Here is a 16,331-nt window from a genome sequence, read left to right on the forward strand (position 1 = left end):
ATTTACAGGATGCTCGTGCACGTTTGTAATTCCACCCCGGACCCTCCCTTTTATCGAGGGCCCCTACCCCCAAAACAGGGGAAGGAGCGGTGCACGATTGACATCCCCTGCCCCCTTCGAAGGGGGACTTTCTCTAGCTGCCATTCAACAGGTATAGCTTCGTAGTTGCGGGGTCAAACCACCCCTGCCCCTCCTTGTCCAAGGAGGGGCGCTTTTGGCCACTGCCATTCCAGCGTATAGGCGCTGTAGCAACTAGCCATCGTATATTTAGTTCTGTTATTTCAGTCACAGACCACACATACCACTGACACGCATCGAAAGACATCCTTGGCCCTTGAACTATGAAAGAAACAACTTTAGCCATGTGCACTTTTGACGATTTTGTGTTGGGGGTAGGGGCCCTCGGCAAAGAGCGGTCAGCGAGTTTAAAATCGTCTTGACTCTTTTGCTTACTTTGGGGGAAGGGGCCCTCGATTTGTGTCAAGAAAAAAAGTGAGTGCCCGCCGTACAGGCGAAACAGCAGCCCGCCTGGCCAAGGCATACTCTGCAACAGCAGCAGTAGCTATACCTATACCTGCCCACGTGAATGTGGACATCCCCAACAGTTTGCTTTCGGATCTGGAGATCCGAAAGAGCCTATCTGTAGATTGCTATACCTTGCGAGACTATACCTGGGCCAGAGGCCCCTCTATACTAGTCACAAGCGAGGACGCTCGCGCCATACCTGCTTTACCTGCACCCGCCAAAGCTATACCTACACCCAACTATTTCAACAGCAAATCTCCCCTAGCCAGCCAAGCCATCACACTCCCCCTCCCCCGTCACAACTATTTTCCCTTGCTTTCAGTAAACAGCATGTATAGCAGACGCGCTATGTAACAGGCGTGCTGTTATACCTTTCTGAATGTGAATCATCTTATGAAAACCTTATATATCATGCGTCATGCCAAGTCCAGCTGGAAGTTCGAGGAGCTGAGCGACCATGACCGACCTCTTAACAAACGCGGCCGTACGGATGCTCCGCTTATGGGGCAGGAACTGGTGGCCAACAACGCCAAAATTCAGCTTATCCTGTCAAGCCCTGCGGTGCGGGCAATCACGACAGCCACGCTGGTGGCCCGCGAGCTCGATTACGATGCCGATGACATTGCGATAGATGACCGCATATATGGCGCCAGCGCTGCAGAATTACTCGAGATAGTCCACGAGGCACCCGCTGATGTGGATTGTATGCTGATGGTAGGTCACAATGATGCCATCTCGGAGTTTGCCAACACGCTCTCACCCAAGCCTCTCACCAGCATGCCTACAGCCGGGGTGGTTGCGCTACGCTTCGACTGCAATAGCTGGCACGACATCAACCGCAGCAATGCCGGGCTTTTGTTTTACGAAGTGCCCAAAAATCATAAATAACACAGCACAGCGGCGTGGGCAGTTATAACCCCATACCTGCCCACCCTGCCTATACCTTTACACCATTGCCTCACCGGGCAACAAACCAGACCATGGAAACTGATACCCAAGATAAAAAACCAACCACCACGCCGCTGATCAACCGTGAGCTCAGCTGGCTGGCATTTAACTACCGCGTGCTGCAGGAGGCGAAAGACCGTAGGGTGCCGCTACTGGAACGCATCAAGTTTATGGCCATCTTCTCGTCGAACCTCGACGAGTACTTCAAAGTGCGCGTAGCCACGCTCAAGCGCCTTATCAAACTCAAAAAGAAGACCCGCGAGAAGCTGTCCGAAGACCCCGCCGATACTTTTGAGCAGGTAATGCAGGAGGTAAAACGCCAGCAGGAAGAATTCGGAGAAGTTTTCAGGGAAGGCATCCTCGCCGACCTTCGCCAGCAAAACATCCACCTGCTCACCGAAAACGACCTGAACGAGGAGCAACAGAAGTGGGTGCAAACCTACTTTGCCGAGCACATTCAGCCTCACATCCTGCCGCTTTTGCTCGATGCTACCGAGACGCACTTTTTCCTGAAAGACCAGACCGTATACCTGGGCGTGCAACTCTTCGAGCCGAAAGAGAAGGACCTGAAGCCGGAGCGCTTCTCCATGCTCGAGATACCTACCAAAAAGCACGGCGGCCGCTTCGTGAAACTGCCTACGGTGGGCGAACAGCGCTATGTCATGTTCCTCGACGATGCGATTCGCTTTTGCCTGCCTGCCCTGTACCCAAATTATAGCCGCTTCGAGGCGCATGCCGTGAAGGTGTCGCGCGACGCCGAGCTGGATATTGAAGAGGAAGTATCAGGCAGTTTGATGGCCAAGATCCAGAAAAGCCTGCAGAAGCGTGAAACCGGCTATCCGGCCCGCCTGCTCTACGACCCTGTTACCCCCAGGCCGATGCTGGAAGCCATTATGGCGCATACCGGCATATCGGAGGATGAACTGGTGGAGGGCAGCAAGTACCACAACTTCCGCGACTTCTTTGGGTTCCCCGATTTTGACCTGCCGGACCTGAAATACTCGCCGCAGCCTACGCTGGTGCACCCGCTTCTGGAGAAGGAAGCAAACCTGATTGAGGCCATGAAAAAGCAGGACTACCTGGCGCACTACCCTTACCAGTCCTTCGACTACGTGCTGCGCTTGTTCGATGAAGCCGCCAACGACCCGAAGGTGACTGCCATGAGCGCCACCCTCTACCGCGTAGCCGAGGACTCCGCCATTGCCAAATCGCTGGTAAAGGCTGCCAAGAGCGGGAAACTGGTAACAGTGGTGGTGGAGCTCAAAGCCCGCTTCGATGAAGAATCGAACATCTTCTGGGCAGGCAAGCTGCAGAAAGCCGGTGCCAACGTCATCTTGGGCCTTCCGGACCTGAAGGTGCATACCAAGCTGGGCCTGATTACCCGGAACGAGGACGGCCAACTGGTAAACTATGCCTACCTGAGCACAGGTAACTATAACGAAGACACTTCCAAAATCTACGCTGACCACGCCCTGTTCACCTCCAACAAAGTTATCACACAGGATGTGGAGCAGGTGTTCAACTTCTTCATCGATCGCCAGCACGACAAGAAATTTAAGAAGCTGCTGATGGCCCCGATCAACATGCGGGATCGCTTCGTGGATCTGATCAACCGGGAAATAAAAAATGCCAGTAAAGGCAAGCCTGCCTCCATGATCCTCAAGATGAACGCCCTGCAGGACGAGCGCATGATCAAAAAGCTTTACGCTGCCAGTCAGGCCGGTGTGAAGATAGAACTGCTGGTGCGCGGCATTTGCTGCCTGGTGCCTGGCGTGGAAGGGTTGAGTGAAAACATCCGGGTGCGCAGCATCGTGGACCGCTACCTGGAGCATGCGCGGGTATATATCTTTCACAACGACGGCAAAGAAGAATACTACGTGGCCTCCGCCGACTGGATGACGCGCAACCTGAGCCGTCGTGTAGAAGTGGCTTTCCCGATCCTGCAAAAGGACCTTGTGGAGCAGCTGCGTGCGATCATTGATCTGCAGCTCGCCGACGACACCAAGGCCCGCGACATAGACAACAACTATGTGGAGCAGCCCAGCCCCACCCACATCCGGTCGCAGTACGCCACGTACGAGTATTTGCGCAAGCTGATACCCGAGGGGATGGAACCGACCCGGAAATCGAAGTAACTGTACCTCATATAAAGAGCAAGGCCCGACTCGCTATACCTGCAAGTCGGGCTTTGTCATTTCTATACCTGTGTTTCTTATCGGTTCTGGCTGCGCTCCAACAGCTTGCGGGGTGGCACTGCGTAAAGCTCTATCCCAACGTAGCCTGCTCCTTTCAGCGTGTTTTTGATCAGCACATCGCGTGAGCCCACATCATCGAAAGCTCGGTGACGGTAATACTGCCTGAAGCCCCCTTCCACGGCAAACCACAAAAAGTCATAGATCTCCTGCTCCAGCCGCAGCAAGCCTTTGATGTCGGTGCGGCGCAGCTCGATGTCGTTGAACTGCGAGAGCGGTGGTTCACTGGCGTAGAGGTTGTAGCTGGCCCCCTCAATACGGTAGCCGGTATAGAGGAGCGTCTTTTCGGACACGTTGTAGCGCACCCGCAGGTTGGCCGGGAAGATAGACTCCACCCCCCAGCGGTCGTTGAAAGTGCGGTTGTAGATGATGCCCGGGTAGAGGCGCTGCCGCCCGAAGGTATAGCCCAATTGGAAACCGACGCCCCAGGCAAAGTCAGGGCTGCGCTTCCAGCCGTAGCCCACGTCAATAGTGGTCTTCAGGTAATCCGACACGTTAATGTTGTCGCGGGTATAGTCGCCGTTGAGCTCACCCTTGGCGCGCACCAGCAGGAAGCGCACTTCGTCAAAAGAGTGCAGAAAAGCCAGCTGCAGGCCCAGGCTCTTAAGGTTTTTGTCTTCGAGGTTGCGGTACAAGCTGTAAGAGGCCGGCGATACGCTCTCGAAGTTGAACTCCTCAAACTTATGGTCTATACCTAGTATCAGCTTGGTATTGGGCTTGTTCATGACAGGAGCCAGCGCCCGCACAAAAAACTTATTGTGCCGCCGCACCCGCGCCCGTCCGTTGCCCACTTCCGGGTTGTCCGACTCCGATTCCATGTCGAACTGCGGCAGGCGCTCGTAGCCAATCACAATGCCCCGGCTTTTGCCCATGCCCCTTACGCCCGGGCTGGCGTATTCTTTGGTTTGTTTTTGGACATCGGTCAGATCCTGTTCGGTTTCCTGGGCCAGTGCACGTTCTCCTAGCAGGAGCAAAGGTATAAGTAGTAGTTTAGGTAAGGTTAATTTCATAGTTAGTAGCTAAATTACATGGCGGTAAATGCAAAAAGTGCCAAAACAGAGGCACTTTTTGCTATACGTCTTTAGATATTTTTAGAATAAAAAGCCGAAGCTTAATGTCCACAGCCTTTCCACATCGCCTTTGGCGTAGGTCAGCACGATAACGTTTTTCTGCATAATATCGGCCCATACACCGCCGCCTATACCTGTATGCAGGCTGCGGAAGAAGGCAGAATCGCGCTCGCCGTCCTGGTACACGCGACCCACATCGTACAAGCCCAGTACTCCGAGCCTCCCCGGCGTCAGGTATAGGTTAAAGTCAAGGAGCGAGAGGCGGGCTTCGGCGTTGGCATAGATGGCACTGCGGCCGGCAAACCGGGTACGGCGGTAGCCGCGCATGTTGTCCATACCGCCCAGCGTGTTGGCCTGGTAGAAGCGAAAGTCGCCGAAGTTATGCGCTGCCCCCAGACGGCCCGCCCAGGTGAGCTGGAACGGGAAGCCAGGTGTCAGGTAGAAGGCGAACTCAGAGCTTACGTGGGTATAGCTCAGCCCCTCACCGTCGGTCTGCTTGTTGTAACTCACGCGGTTATGCAGACGCATGCCGATGCGCGGGTTCTTCTGATTGCCCTCTCCTAGCACATCCATGTCGGCAAAAGCCATCACACCCACGTAGTGCTGCGATTCGAAACGGTCCTGCTCAAAGTCGTAAGTGCCTGGCTCCATCCGGCCGCTCAGTGCCTCGTTTACCAGATAGGTGTCATGTTCGGAGTTCACTACCCGGAAGCGGTCGTAGGTAGGGCCTATACCTACTTTGAAGAAAGGTGCCAGGTTGTTGTTGAGCGTTGCGCCCACGTTCACCCGCTTGAACCGAACACGGTAGAAGGAGTCATCCGCCCCATCCTGCTGGTGCGTGTCGTTGCCGTAGCCGTAGAAGTTGCGCTGGTATTGCGGCCCCTGTATGGCAGCATTCACACCGATGTTCCAGTTACCGAACACCTGCCGCACATCGCCGGTATAGCGCACGTTAAATGAGTTTGTGTGAAAGGCATAATTGCCCTCCAGCAGGTGCTCCGAAGCATAGGGCGATTTGCGGAACTTGTGGGTGCGGGCCAGTATACCGGCTCCCAAAAACAGCCCGTCGTCCACGTTGTACTCCAGCGACAGACGAGGCCCCAGGTAGGGTAGTTTGTAATTATCCCGGTCATAAAAATTCACATCCGGGCTAATACTGGTACGGACTTTTGTTTCAGGCCCGAAGTTGAACATGTTTCCTTCTTCTGTATCGTACACAATCGTGTGCCGTTTAATGCCGGCCACACGCGAGTTATCGGTGATCACATCCTCGTCATTTCCCCCAATGATGCGCACCACGATGCCTTTGTTCACATCTCCCTTCACTTCAAAAATATCTTTGCCGCGTTGCCCGTACATGCGCAGCTCTTCGGTTTCAGGGGTATAGAAGGTGCGCTTGTAAAGAGTGTCGCGCAGCACACCCTCTTTGTTAATCTTGTATACCGTCAGGTGGGTTTCCTCGTCATTGAGGCGGTTCACTACAAAGTGCTCGTGCTTGTCGCTCCCGGCTACGTCTACCATTTCAGCGAGGTGTTCGTAATAGGCCTCGGCCGCCTGCGGCAGCTTATCGCGGCGTGAGCGCAGTTTGGCTTTGATGTCCTCGCCAGATATAGTCCGCACCTCTTCCGGCCACTGGTTGATGGCCTCTTCAATTACCTGATCCGTTACACCTGCCTTTATCTCTTCGGCAATGCGGATCCAGTCCTGCCGGGTGATGGACGAGGTAAAGGTGCGGTCGATGGTAAGTGCACTCAGGTTAAGCCCTACAATGTCAGGGAAGTCGTGGCCGAAGTTCTGGACGTTGCGCACGCCCCACTTCCGGGTGGCCAGCCAGGGTATAATGCCGTCCGCTTTGAAGAACACCTGGTCACGGTCTTCGGGCACCGGGATGTATACCTTGCCACTGTCGGTCTTCTCTTCTTTCCAGCGCCACTGCCCCTCGTGTCGGTCCCAGTCGCCTACGAGCATATCGAACAGTCTGGCACGCACAAACTCCTGCTGGTTCACTTTGTTGTCGTTGTCCTGCCGCAGCTCCTTCAGCACTTTATCTGTACCGACCAGGTTCTCGGCAAAGCCCAGGCTCTTCACGTCCTCGTGGTTCTCGTCGGCATCCTCCTCCAGAAAAGCCAGCGTGTTGCTGAACTCATCCATATACTGGCGCAGGTATGGCGTTTGGGGAATGTACACCAGTTTCGGATTAGTATGGAACACGCCGGCCCCATCTGCCAGCCTGGGTATAGCCAGAGCACCGTAAGGGTGCTGGGCTGAAATCTGGTCCTGCAACAAGGCTTTGGCAGCGGTTTGGCGCAGATACTCCGGCAACGCCATCGTCGGGTCCTTATCGACGGTGCGCAAGGTATACTCGCGGGCATCGGGATTACGCACTTTCAGGGATGCCGTTTGCTTACCGCCCCCCTTCTGGTAGGGTGTGAGCCCGCCCAACTCATTGCGCATGTCCAGCAAGGGCACTTCCACCGGGGTGGCCCACTCGCGGCGGTAGTGATCGCCCAGCATGGTGCGGCGCAGCCCTTTGGCAGTGTAATTATCGTTGGCAGCCACCACAATAGTACTGTCCGTGTAGTTGGTTTCGTCTACTATGGCTGACCGCTTGCGGCGCGGCTCCTTGGCATAGAGCGGCGTCCGGAAGGTCATGGTGCCCTCCGATCCGTCGCCCTCCGGCGTCCAGTATTCCACCCAGGCCTCCCCGTTTTCGTAATACATCAGCTTGGCAAAACCTTTCACCTGGTGGGTGTACATGGCGTTGCCGCCTGGCTTTACGTGCTGTATCTTACAACCCGATCCACTAACAATGTGAGCCAGTTTGTTGTGCTTGAAATGCTGCAGGGAGTGCTCGTGACCGGCAGCATACACAATGTTATCATACTTATCAAAGATGTTGAGCAGCCCCTCGATGTAAGCGTTGTAGCGCGGGTGCGGAATGTCCTGCAGGATGCCGCCGTACTTGCGGGCAAACGGATAGATGGACCCGATGACAGGCAGCGGCAGGTAGATCCAGTCGCGCAGCATGGTGAGCGGGAAAATGTGGTCTTTCAAGGTGAAGAATCCACCGTGATTACCGCGCGTGAACAGAGGGTGGTGCGCAACTACCACGATGTTGGAGCCCTGATGCTTTTCTATGATATCCTCCAGTTTTACCAGGAAGTCTGCCTCTGTAGACGCCCAGCAGTTGCTGCCCGCTCCGTAAGGGCGCTCCCAGGGGTGCAGCCACCACTCAGAGTCCAGCGCAATTAACACAACATCATCGCTTATCTTCACTTCATAAGGACCAGGACAGCCATCGCCCGGCACATAGAAGTCACCGCCCACCACAATGCCCTCTTCCGTCAGGTACTCATTCACGTAGTTCTGCTGGCGCACCACAAACTCGAGCCCGCCGCGGCCGCTGTGGTTCCAGTCGTGGTTGCCCGGAATCATGTATTTCTCTCCCTGGTAGCCCCGCAGCACATCAAGCTGGGCGTTCAGGCGCTGTTCTGATACTTCCCGGTCATAGCGCCCTGGCTCAGGCAGACCGTTATGGTACACGTTGTCTCCCAGAAAGACGGTCGTGCTTTGCGCGCCGGCTTCGTTCATCTGCTTTTGCATAAGCTTGAGCGAGGGCTCCTGCTGCTTCAGGTCGGGTGCGCCCACGTCGCCGATCAGAAACACGGTATAATTTACTTTGTTATCAGCTTTGGGCTCGGTTTGCTGCCAGTTGAGCACATCGCGGCTGTAGTAAGGTTTTTTGGTGGCGCAGGCTTGCAAAAGCACTAAAAAAAAGCCCACAGCCAGAGGACGCAGGATAAGAGGTATAAGGTGAAGACGGTTTTTCATAAGATTCTGTGTGTACGGGGTGTCCTGTCTAGCGAAAGCAAGTGTGGCGGCAACAACACTTCGTTTGGAGTTGTGCTTGCTGTCGTTCGGCAAGGACTAAAAGCGATGGTTGGTTTCGGTAGTGCATGGTTGGTGTCAGCGACTGAAGGTAACATCGGGGTTACGTCCGGGCTGAGATAAATAACGTAGGGCAGCTGCATTAAGTTTTTGCTTTACTATATAGGGCATTGTGTGCATCGTGGTCGGTCCTTTCAACAAAAACCAGTATTCACCGTAACGGCAAAAGAATACAAGCACCACCCTATAACCGCCGCTCACAACTATGCACCACTTGCAGAGCTCCCTGACCATGGCGGCAGATACCATTATGGAAGAACAAGATATCGTCAAGCAAGCCAGTGAGTACGTTTTCAGGCTTTTTAAGGAACAGCTGTCCAAGAAGCTTGTCTATCACAATTACAAACACACTTTCGAGACTGCCAATGAAGCCCGGCAACTGGGCGAACTGTACGGTTTTAGCCCTGAGGAACTGCAGGACCTGGAGCTGGCCGCCTGGTTTCATGATACGGGTTATATTAAAACCTACGACGGACATGAGGAAGAAAGCGTAGGTTATGCTACTTCCTGGCTGCAGAAGATGAACTACCCACCTGAGCGCATCGCCCGTGTGACTGACTGCATCATGGCCACCAGGCACGGTATCAAACCCCAGTCTCTGCTGCAGGAGGTGATCGTGGATGCGGACATGGCCAATATCGGCAAAGAAACCTTCTTCGCCACAGCCGAACTGCTGCGTGTGGAGTGGGAAATATTCAAAGACAAGTTTTTCACAGATCAGGAGTGGGCGCAGTTTCAGATGGAGTTTCTGCTCTCCACCACTTTTTACACCGCGAAGGCCCAGCACAAATATGCCGAGCAGCTCGGCCTGAACATACAGGAGCAGCGCAACCAGTTGCAGAAAGAGTCGAAGAAGCTGAAGAAGGAAGAGAAAGAGCAGCGCGAGACACTGGCCCAGCCCAAGCGCGGCATCGAAACCATGTTCCGCAACACCTACCGCACGCACCTGAACCTGAGCGCCATCGCCGACAACAAGGCCAACATGATGATCAGCCTCAACGCCATCATCATGTCCGTGATCATCACCTACCTGAGCACCAAGACCTCCATTACGGGGGCTGAGTTTGCCCAGCACCGTTCGCTGCTTATACCGGTGGGTACGCTGTTGCTGACCACGCTTGGCTCGGTGATCTTCGCCATTATTTCGGCGCAGCCGGAGGTGACGAGTTTCTCTTTCAACCGAAAGAAGATCGACAGCAAAAAAGTGAACCTGCTCTTCTTCGGCAACTTCACCAACATCCCGCTGGAGGATTTTCAAAATGGCATGCACGAGATCATGCGCGACAAACAATCGCTTTACACAAACATGATCACCGACATCTATTATCTGGGTGAAGTGCTGAGCCGCAAGTATAAGATCCTGCGCGTTTCCTACTCCATTTTTATGGTGGGGCTGATATTGACCGTGATCGCCTTCGGTATTTCCATCGCCCTGTACGACGAACCTATGCTGGAACCAACCCCACAGGAGCAGACTCCGCAGGGTCAACAAACTCCGCAAGAACAAGCCCCACAGCAACGGACCAACCAGTAAATAGTGGGTATAAGATAAAGCCTGTGCAGGTTGGCGAAAGCACGCTACCAGCCCGAAAAGTGTAAAACAGGAAGAGAGCCCGGCTACTGATGCCAGGCTCTCTTTTTTTGGGAGATTAGATTGGTCTACTGATTCAGGCTAAGATGCTTCTTCGCTTTCAATGGGCTTTAAAATAACCTTGTCCACCCTGAAACCATCCATGTCCACTATCTCGAACTCGTAGCCGCTGACCTGAAACTTGTCGCCGGCGACTGGCAGCTTGTCCAGCTCATAGGAAATGAATCCGGCTAACGTCACATAGTTGTCGGCATCTTTAGGTATAACTTCCCGCCTCAGTTCCCGGTTGAGGTCATATATCTCCATAGAGCCGTTCACGAGAAGCGACCCATCATCTCTTTTCACGACATCCGGTTCATCATGCTCGTCCACGTCCGGAATGTCTCCCACAATGGCTTCCAGGATGTCATGCAGCGTAATGATGCCTTCACTCGAACCGTATTCATCCACTACAATGCCCAGGTACTGCTTCTGCTTTTTGAAAATGTTCAACACTACGCTTACCATCATCGTTTCGGGAATGTAAATGGGCGGCTGCAGGACACTTTGTAGCGGTTCCCCGTTATTCTCCGCCAGATACTCGTAGAAGCGCTTTGCCGTCAGTATCCCGATGATCTTATCGAAGCTGCCATCGCCTACCGGAAATTTAGAGTGCGCGCTGTGCTGAATCATATCCCGGATGGCTTCGATGGGCTGATTGATGTCGATGTACTCCACATCCATGCGGTGGGTGCGCAGGTTTTTGGCGCGCTGCTCGGAGTAAGTAAAAATGTTCTGGTGCAGCTGAATTTCTTCTTTGGCCAGAATGCCCTGCTTGCCTGCTGTCTTTATAATCTGCCGGAGCTCTTCCTCTGACATCTTCTCTTCTGACGGCTCCTTGATGCCGAGCACTTTGATGACCAGATTAGTGGAGCCGGAGAGCAGCTTCACCAGCGGTAGGGTAAGGGTGGTGAACACCCTGATGATGGGCGCTACAAAAAGGGCGATGTTGTCGGCATTGCCAAGTGCTATGGTTTTGGGTATCAGCTCCCCGATCACGATGGTGAAGTAAGTGATAAGTCCTATTACCAGCACAATGGAGAGCGTATCGGCGTAGGGCGCCAGGAAATTTATACCTGCCAGCCACTGCCTCATATCGTCGGACAGCGCGGCCCCACCATAGGCACCAGACACAATACCGATAAGCGTGATACCGACCTGTATGGCTGACAGGAAATTCTCCGGCGATTCGAGTAATTTCAGAACCGTCTCCGCATTTTTGCTTCCCTGCTTTGCTTTGTTCATAATCCTGTTTCTGTTAACGGAGATGATGGACAGTTCTGACAAGGCGAAGAATCCGTTTAACAGGGTCAGGAGTATTAGAATGACAATTTCCATAAAGGTGTCGGGTAGTGAGAAAGATGAATTACCTGCCTTTATACCTGATGCGATGAAAAGAGTATAAAGAATGCCACTAATTTAAGCAAATCCACAGCAAAGCATGCTGTTAATGACACGCGGCATCTTACAAGCATAAAATCATACTTTATTTAAACGTTATACGCCTTTTATGATGTAACCAGAAAAGTTATCTTTGCACACTCAGTAATTATACTTTGTGCTGTTTAGCTGTAATTCAGGAAAACGTGTAACACAAAGTGTAGCGCATTTTTACAGACAAAGGTAAGAGTAGGCTGAAATGAACCAGCCAGGTATAAAGTCCATAAGGCCCTGTAGTTCAATGGATAGAATAGGAGTTTCCTAAACTTTAGATAGCAGTTCGATTCTGCTCAGGGCCACCATTTTAAGAGTTGTTTTTCAGCGTGATCAGGGAACTAAAACCCAACGGCTCGTCTTAATAGTAAGAGCCTGAGATACTTTGCTAATTCACTATATTTTCGAATTTATACTTTCTTTGCTATATTGGAGCTGAAGCCACTCTCTAACACCATGAAAACAACTTTAACTGTATGCTTGCTGGCCCTTTTTGCCAGTCTTGCTGCCTGCAACAGCGAACAGAGAAGCATGGAAGTGGACGGTTCTGAAGCTACCGTAGCCAGTGAGACCGGGGAACTCCCTATAGATGTGCTGTATGCCACCAGGCCCCTGATGGGCGGGGAAGTATACAAAACAGCTAGCTTTCAGGCGGCCAGCCTGCTTCACTTCGACACCACGCAGGTCATTCAGGTGCTCGACACATCCGATGTGATGTTTGTGAAAGCCCGCGTGCACCGAGACACCACCGCATATACCGGGTTTGTATCCAAAGCTATCCTGCCGGAATAATCCGCTTAAGCGTAAAACAAGAAAGGCCGCTCTGTTTACAGAGCGGCCTTTCTTGTTTTTATCAATGCTGCTTTATTTAACGACAACCCGTCTGACAGAACTATAGCCGTCGGCTTCGATCTTGACATAGTATAGCCCCTTGGCAAGCCGGGTCAGGTCTACGGTCTTGGTTGCATGAATGTCAGGGCGGCTGATCACTTCATGATACACCTCATTTCCAATCACATTTAAAATGCGCAACTCCACCTGCTGGGTGTTAAGCTGGGCAAACGAAATCGTAAAAACCCCGTTGTTGGGGTTAGGATAAATAGCAACTTCCTTTTCCTGTTGCTCCAGGCTCTTACTCTTCGTATCAGCTTGCACGGGAACAGGATCGCGTACCTGGGCATCTGCCAGTAAGACTGTCATAAAGAAAAAGAAAGTAAGTATAATTTGCTTCATATTGAAAATTAAGATTTTGTCCTTCTGATTATATACAAAAGTTGTTCCATATTGTTAACGTTTGGAGCAACAATTTGTTCTTGCATTTTACGCACCAAATCAGATGCTTTCACCAAATAACAGAAAGTTTTTTTGGACTTAAAACATATTGCCTGTCAATTATGCAGATAGCCGTTATCGGAGGGGGCCTTGCCGGACTGACCAGTGCCATCACGCTGGCAAACAGGGGGCTTTCTGTGACGCTGATCGAAAAAAAATCCTACCCCTTGCATAAGGTATGTGGCGAATACGTCTCGAACGAAGTACTGCCTTATTTGCGTGCCATCGGAGCCGACCCGGCGGTGCTTCGGCCTGCCTCAATTTCGCGCTTTATGCTCACCTCCCCCAAAGGCGTTATACTGGAATCACCCCTCGACCTGGGAGGCTTTGGCGTGAGTCGCTATACCCTCGATCACTTCCTTTACCAGGTGGCGCTGGCGAAAGGGGTGCAGGTACGGCTGCAGACGGCGGTGCAGGACGTGCAGTTTGCAGACAATCAGTTTTCGCTAAAATTATCCAACGGCGACACACTTCGAGCTGAAGTAGCACTGGGGGCCTATGGCAAGCGCAGCACCCTCGACCGGCAACTCAACCGCTCCTTTTTTGCAAAACGCTCCCCTTACATTGGCGTCAAATACCACCTGCGCCTCGATATGCCCACCGACCTGATTGCCCTGCATAATTTTGAGGATGGCTATGCCGGCATATCGGCCATTGAGGACGGACGCTACTGTTTCTGCTACCTGACTACCCGGGAAAACCTGCGCCGGCATGGGTCTATACCTGACATGGAGCAGGCCACCCTTCAGCAGAATCCGCACCTGCGCCGCATTTTTTCAGAGGCGGAATTTCTGTACGAGCAGCCGGAAGTCATCAACGAAATTTCCTTTGCCACCAAAACCTGCGTGGAAAACCATATGCTCATGTGCGGCGATGCGGCCGGCATGATCACGCCCCTTTGCGGCAACGGCATGGCGATGGCTATCCATGCAGGCAAGCTGGCGGCGGAGCAGGTGGTGCAATACTTCGAAAACGGTCGCAACCGCCAGGCCCTGGAGGCAGGCTATACCCTGGCTTGGGAACGGCAGTTCAAGCAGCGCTTGCAGCTGGGCCGCGCGGTGCAGCGGCTGTTTGGCAGCCCTTTGCTCTCGGAAGTGGCGGTGGGCACGCTGCGCTACCTGCCGGCAGCCGTGCGCCTGATCATGCGCCAAACCCATGGGCAGCCCTTCTAACCCCGTACATCTTAAAACGCCCGCTTTCGTACTTATCCAAACCTGTAGCCACTTTTAGGAGGAAAGCCTAAACATGATAATTACTTGGCTGTTGATGCTATAATAATGACACACTGGCAGGACGCAGGTATAAGGCCCTATTGCTCTGAAACAAATTCTTAGAACACACACCAGCTTATGAAAAGCTATATATGCAGTATAGGCACAGCTAACCCTCCCAACAAAATGCCGCAAATGCAGGTAGTCGACTTTATGGCCGCGGCCCACCAGTTGGATGAAGAGGGAAGCCGCAAACTCAAGGCACTGTACCGTGTGTCAGGTATAGGCCAGCGCTACAGTGTGCTCACGGATTTTACCCGCCGCAACGGCGACTATACCTTCTTTCCCAACACCCCTGACCTGGAGCCTTTCCCGACTGTACAGAAACGCATGGAGGTATACCGCAAACATGCCCTCGATCTCTCGGAGCAAGCGGTACGCAATTGCCTGGACCAAGTGAGCGATACTTCCCTGCAGAGTCTGACGCACCTGATCACCGTGAGCTGCACCGGCATGTACGCACCCGGCCTCGACATTGAGCTGGTGGAGCGGCTGGAACTGAACTCCTGTGTGCAACGCACGGCTGTCAATTTCATGGGATGCTATGCAGCCTTCAATGCTATCAAACTGGCCGACGCCATCTGCAAAGCTGATCCGAATGCCCGAGTAATGCTGGTGTGTACCGAGATCTGCACTATCCATTTCCAGAAGAACCCGGAGCAGGACCACCTGGTATCCAATGCGCTGTTTGGCGATGGCGCTGCGGCCGTGCTCATGCAGGGCCACCCTTGCCAGGAAGTGAGTCTGGAGCTACAGTCTTTCCACTGCGATCTGGCTCCGGCCGGCAAGCGCGAAATGGCCTGGCACATCGGCGACACCGGCTTTGAAATGACGCTCTCCTCCTACGTGCCCGACCTGATCAAAAACGGCATCAAACAACTGACTGATCGCCTGCTGCAAGGGCTTCGCACTACGGTTTCGGAAATTAAACTTTTTGCCATACACCCCGGCGGGCGCCGCATTCTGGAAGTGATAGAACAGGAACTGGGCATGACCCGCGACGACAACCGTTTTGCTTACCGGGTGCTGCACGAGTTTGGTAATATGTCGTCGGCGACGGTGCTCTTTGTGCTGAAGGAACTGATGGCGAGCCTGACCACGAAGGAAAAAGACGAACCGGTGCTGAGCTTTGCCTTTGGCCCCGGCCTCACACTAGAATCGATGCTATTGAAGGTGCACTATGCTGAAGCAAAGGTCTAACCAAGCCGAACTGATGGACGACCTCAGCTTGTCTGGCGACGAGCTGCGGCGCAACCTCGAAGAACTGGAAACCATCAACACTTGGCTGGGCGGGTATAAAGTAGTGCTCGATGCGCTGGAAAAGCTGCTGGCTGGGTATACAGGCCCTCCTTTACGTCTGGCTGACATCGGCTGCGGCGGTGGCGACACACTGCGCCACATTGCCAAGTGGGCCCGCCGCAAAAACATCCCGGTGCAACTCATAGGTATAGACGCCAACGATTTTATGGTGCAGTACGCTAGGCAGCGCTGCGGTGGCTTCCCTGAGATAGAGCTGGTGCAACACAATGTGTTTTCGGAGAGTTTTCAGCAGCAACAGTATGATATAATCGTTTGCAGCCTTTTCTGCCACCACTTCACCGACGAGCAACTCGTGAGCATGTTCCGGCAGCTGCACCGGCAGTCAGGTATAGCCGTGATCGTCAACGACCTGCACCGGCACTGGCTGGCTTATCATTCCATTAAAATACTAACCCGTTTTTTCTCAGAATCTCACCTGGTTAAAAACGACGCACCGCTTTCGGTTTGGCGGGCTTTTCGAAAAGATGAGTTGCAGCAACTGGTACAGGAGGCAGGTATAGACAGGTATAACCTGCGCTGGATGTGGGCTTTCAGGTGGCAGCTCCTTTTGAAAAAAGCTTAACAATTAGTACCTTAACAAGGTATACAAACCAACTCCCTT

12 protein-coding genes and 1 tRNA gene are annotated in these 16,331 nt (G+C 53.1%); 9 read left to right on the forward strand and 4 right to left on the reverse strand.

Annotation, left to right across the window (positions count from 1 at the left end):
• Positions 1–477: 477 nt before the first annotated feature.
• From L1278_RS03475 to ppk1, 3 genes are read left to right on the forward strand one after another with little or no spacing between them, the layout of a single operon-like run.
• On the forward strand, positions 478–879 hold the full coding sequence (locus L1278_RS03475) for a hypothetical protein (RefSeq protein ID WP_253401071.1): 402 nt from the start codon (positions 478–480) through the stop codon (positions 877–879).
• Positions 880–918: 39 nt separating this feature from the next.
• A complete protein-coding gene (locus tag L1278_RS03480) occupies positions 919–1,413 on the forward strand; it encodes a histidine phosphatase family protein (protein WP_253401072.1) in 495 nt (164 codons plus the stop codon).
• 14 nt (positions 1,414–1,427) lie between these two features.
• Complete coding sequence (ppk1, locus tag L1278_RS03485; protein ID WP_253401073.1) at positions 1,428–3,608, forward strand: polyphosphate kinase 1; 2,181 nt, start codon at positions 1,428–1,430, stop codon at positions 3,606–3,608.
• A gap of 77 nt (positions 3,609–3,685) precedes the next feature.
• On the opposite strand, the gene L1278_RS03490 is transcribed toward ppk1, so the two are convergent.
• Both L1278_RS03490 and L1278_RS03495 read right to left on the reverse strand, forming a co-directional pair.
• Positions 3,686–4,735 carry a DUF6268 family outer membrane beta-barrel protein gene (locus L1278_RS03490; protein WP_253401074.1) on the reverse strand — a complete coding sequence of 350 codons (1,050 nt, stop codon included), beginning with the start codon at positions 4,733–4,735 and terminating at the stop codon, positions 3,686–3,688.
• An 81-nt stretch (positions 4,736–4,816) separates the two neighbouring features.
• Positions 4,817–8,626 carry a metallophosphoesterase gene (locus L1278_RS03495; protein ID WP_253401075.1) on the reverse strand — a complete coding sequence of 1,270 codons (3,810 nt, stop codon included), beginning with the start codon at positions 8,624–8,626 and terminating at the stop codon, positions 4,817–4,819.
• 322 nt (positions 8,627–8,948) lie between these two features.
• Between L1278_RS03495 and L1278_RS03500 the strand changes: the two genes are divergently transcribed.
• Positions 8,949–10,277, forward strand: a complete 1,329-nt coding sequence (locus L1278_RS03500; RefSeq protein WP_253401076.1) for a Pycsar system effector family protein — start codon at positions 8,949–8,951, stop codon at positions 10,275–10,277.
• Between the two features lie 138 nt (positions 10,278–10,415).
• Here the strand turns inward: L1278_RS03500 and L1278_RS03505 are convergent, their stop codons facing one another.
• The gene (locus tag L1278_RS03505) at positions 10,416–11,711 is read right to left on the reverse strand and encodes a hemolysin family protein (protein WP_253401077.1); all 1,296 of its coding nucleotides are present in this window, start codon (positions 11,709–11,711) and stop codon (positions 10,416–10,418) included.
• 329 nt (positions 11,712–12,040) lie between these two features.
• Here L1278_RS03505 and L1278_RS03510 point away from each other — a divergent pair.
• Positions 12,041–12,115, forward strand: a tRNA-Arg gene (locus L1278_RS03510).
• Between the two features lie 148 nt (positions 12,116–12,263).
• Positions 12,264–12,599: a hypothetical protein gene (locus L1278_RS03515; protein WP_253401078.1), complete on the forward strand. Its 336-nt coding sequence runs from the start codon at positions 12,264–12,266 to the stop codon at positions 12,597–12,599.
• 72 nt (positions 12,600–12,671) lie between these two features.
• On the opposite strand, the gene L1278_RS03520 is transcribed toward L1278_RS03515, so the two are convergent.
• Positions 12,672–13,040, reverse strand: a complete 369-nt coding sequence (locus tag L1278_RS03520; RefSeq protein ID WP_253401079.1) for a T9SS type A sorting domain-containing protein — start codon at positions 13,038–13,040, stop codon at positions 12,672–12,674.
• Positions 13,041–13,201: 161 nt separating this feature from the next.
• Here L1278_RS03520 and L1278_RS03525 point away from each other — a divergent pair, with 161 nt between their 5' ends.
• The 3 genes from L1278_RS03525 to L1278_RS03535 all read left to right on the forward strand — a co-directional run bounded on the left by L1278_RS03525 (position 13,202) and on the right by L1278_RS03535 (position 16,292).
• Positions 13,202–14,311: an NAD(P)/FAD-dependent oxidoreductase gene (locus L1278_RS03525; RefSeq protein WP_253401080.1), complete on the forward strand. Its 1,110-nt coding sequence runs from the start codon at positions 13,202–13,204 to the stop codon at positions 14,309–14,311.
• A 177-nt stretch (positions 14,312–14,488) separates the two neighbouring features.
• Complete coding sequence (locus L1278_RS03530; protein ID WP_253401081.1) at positions 14,489–15,610, forward strand: type III polyketide synthase; 1,122 nt, start codon at positions 14,489–14,491, stop codon at positions 15,608–15,610.
• Positions 15,591–16,292 (forward strand): methyltransferase domain-containing protein, encoded by a 702-nt coding sequence (locus tag L1278_RS03535; protein WP_253401082.1) that lies wholly within the window; start codon positions 15,591–15,593, stop codon positions 16,290–16,292. Before L1278_RS03530 ends, L1278_RS03535 begins: the two co-directional genes overlap by 20 nt.
• Positions 16,293–16,331: the final 39 nt, after the last annotated feature.

Origin of the sequence: Pontibacter sp. HSC-36F09, from assembly GCF_024171605.1 — a bacterium.
Lineage (GTDB): Bacteria > Bacteroidota > Bacteroidia > Cytophagales > Hymenobacteraceae > Pontibacter.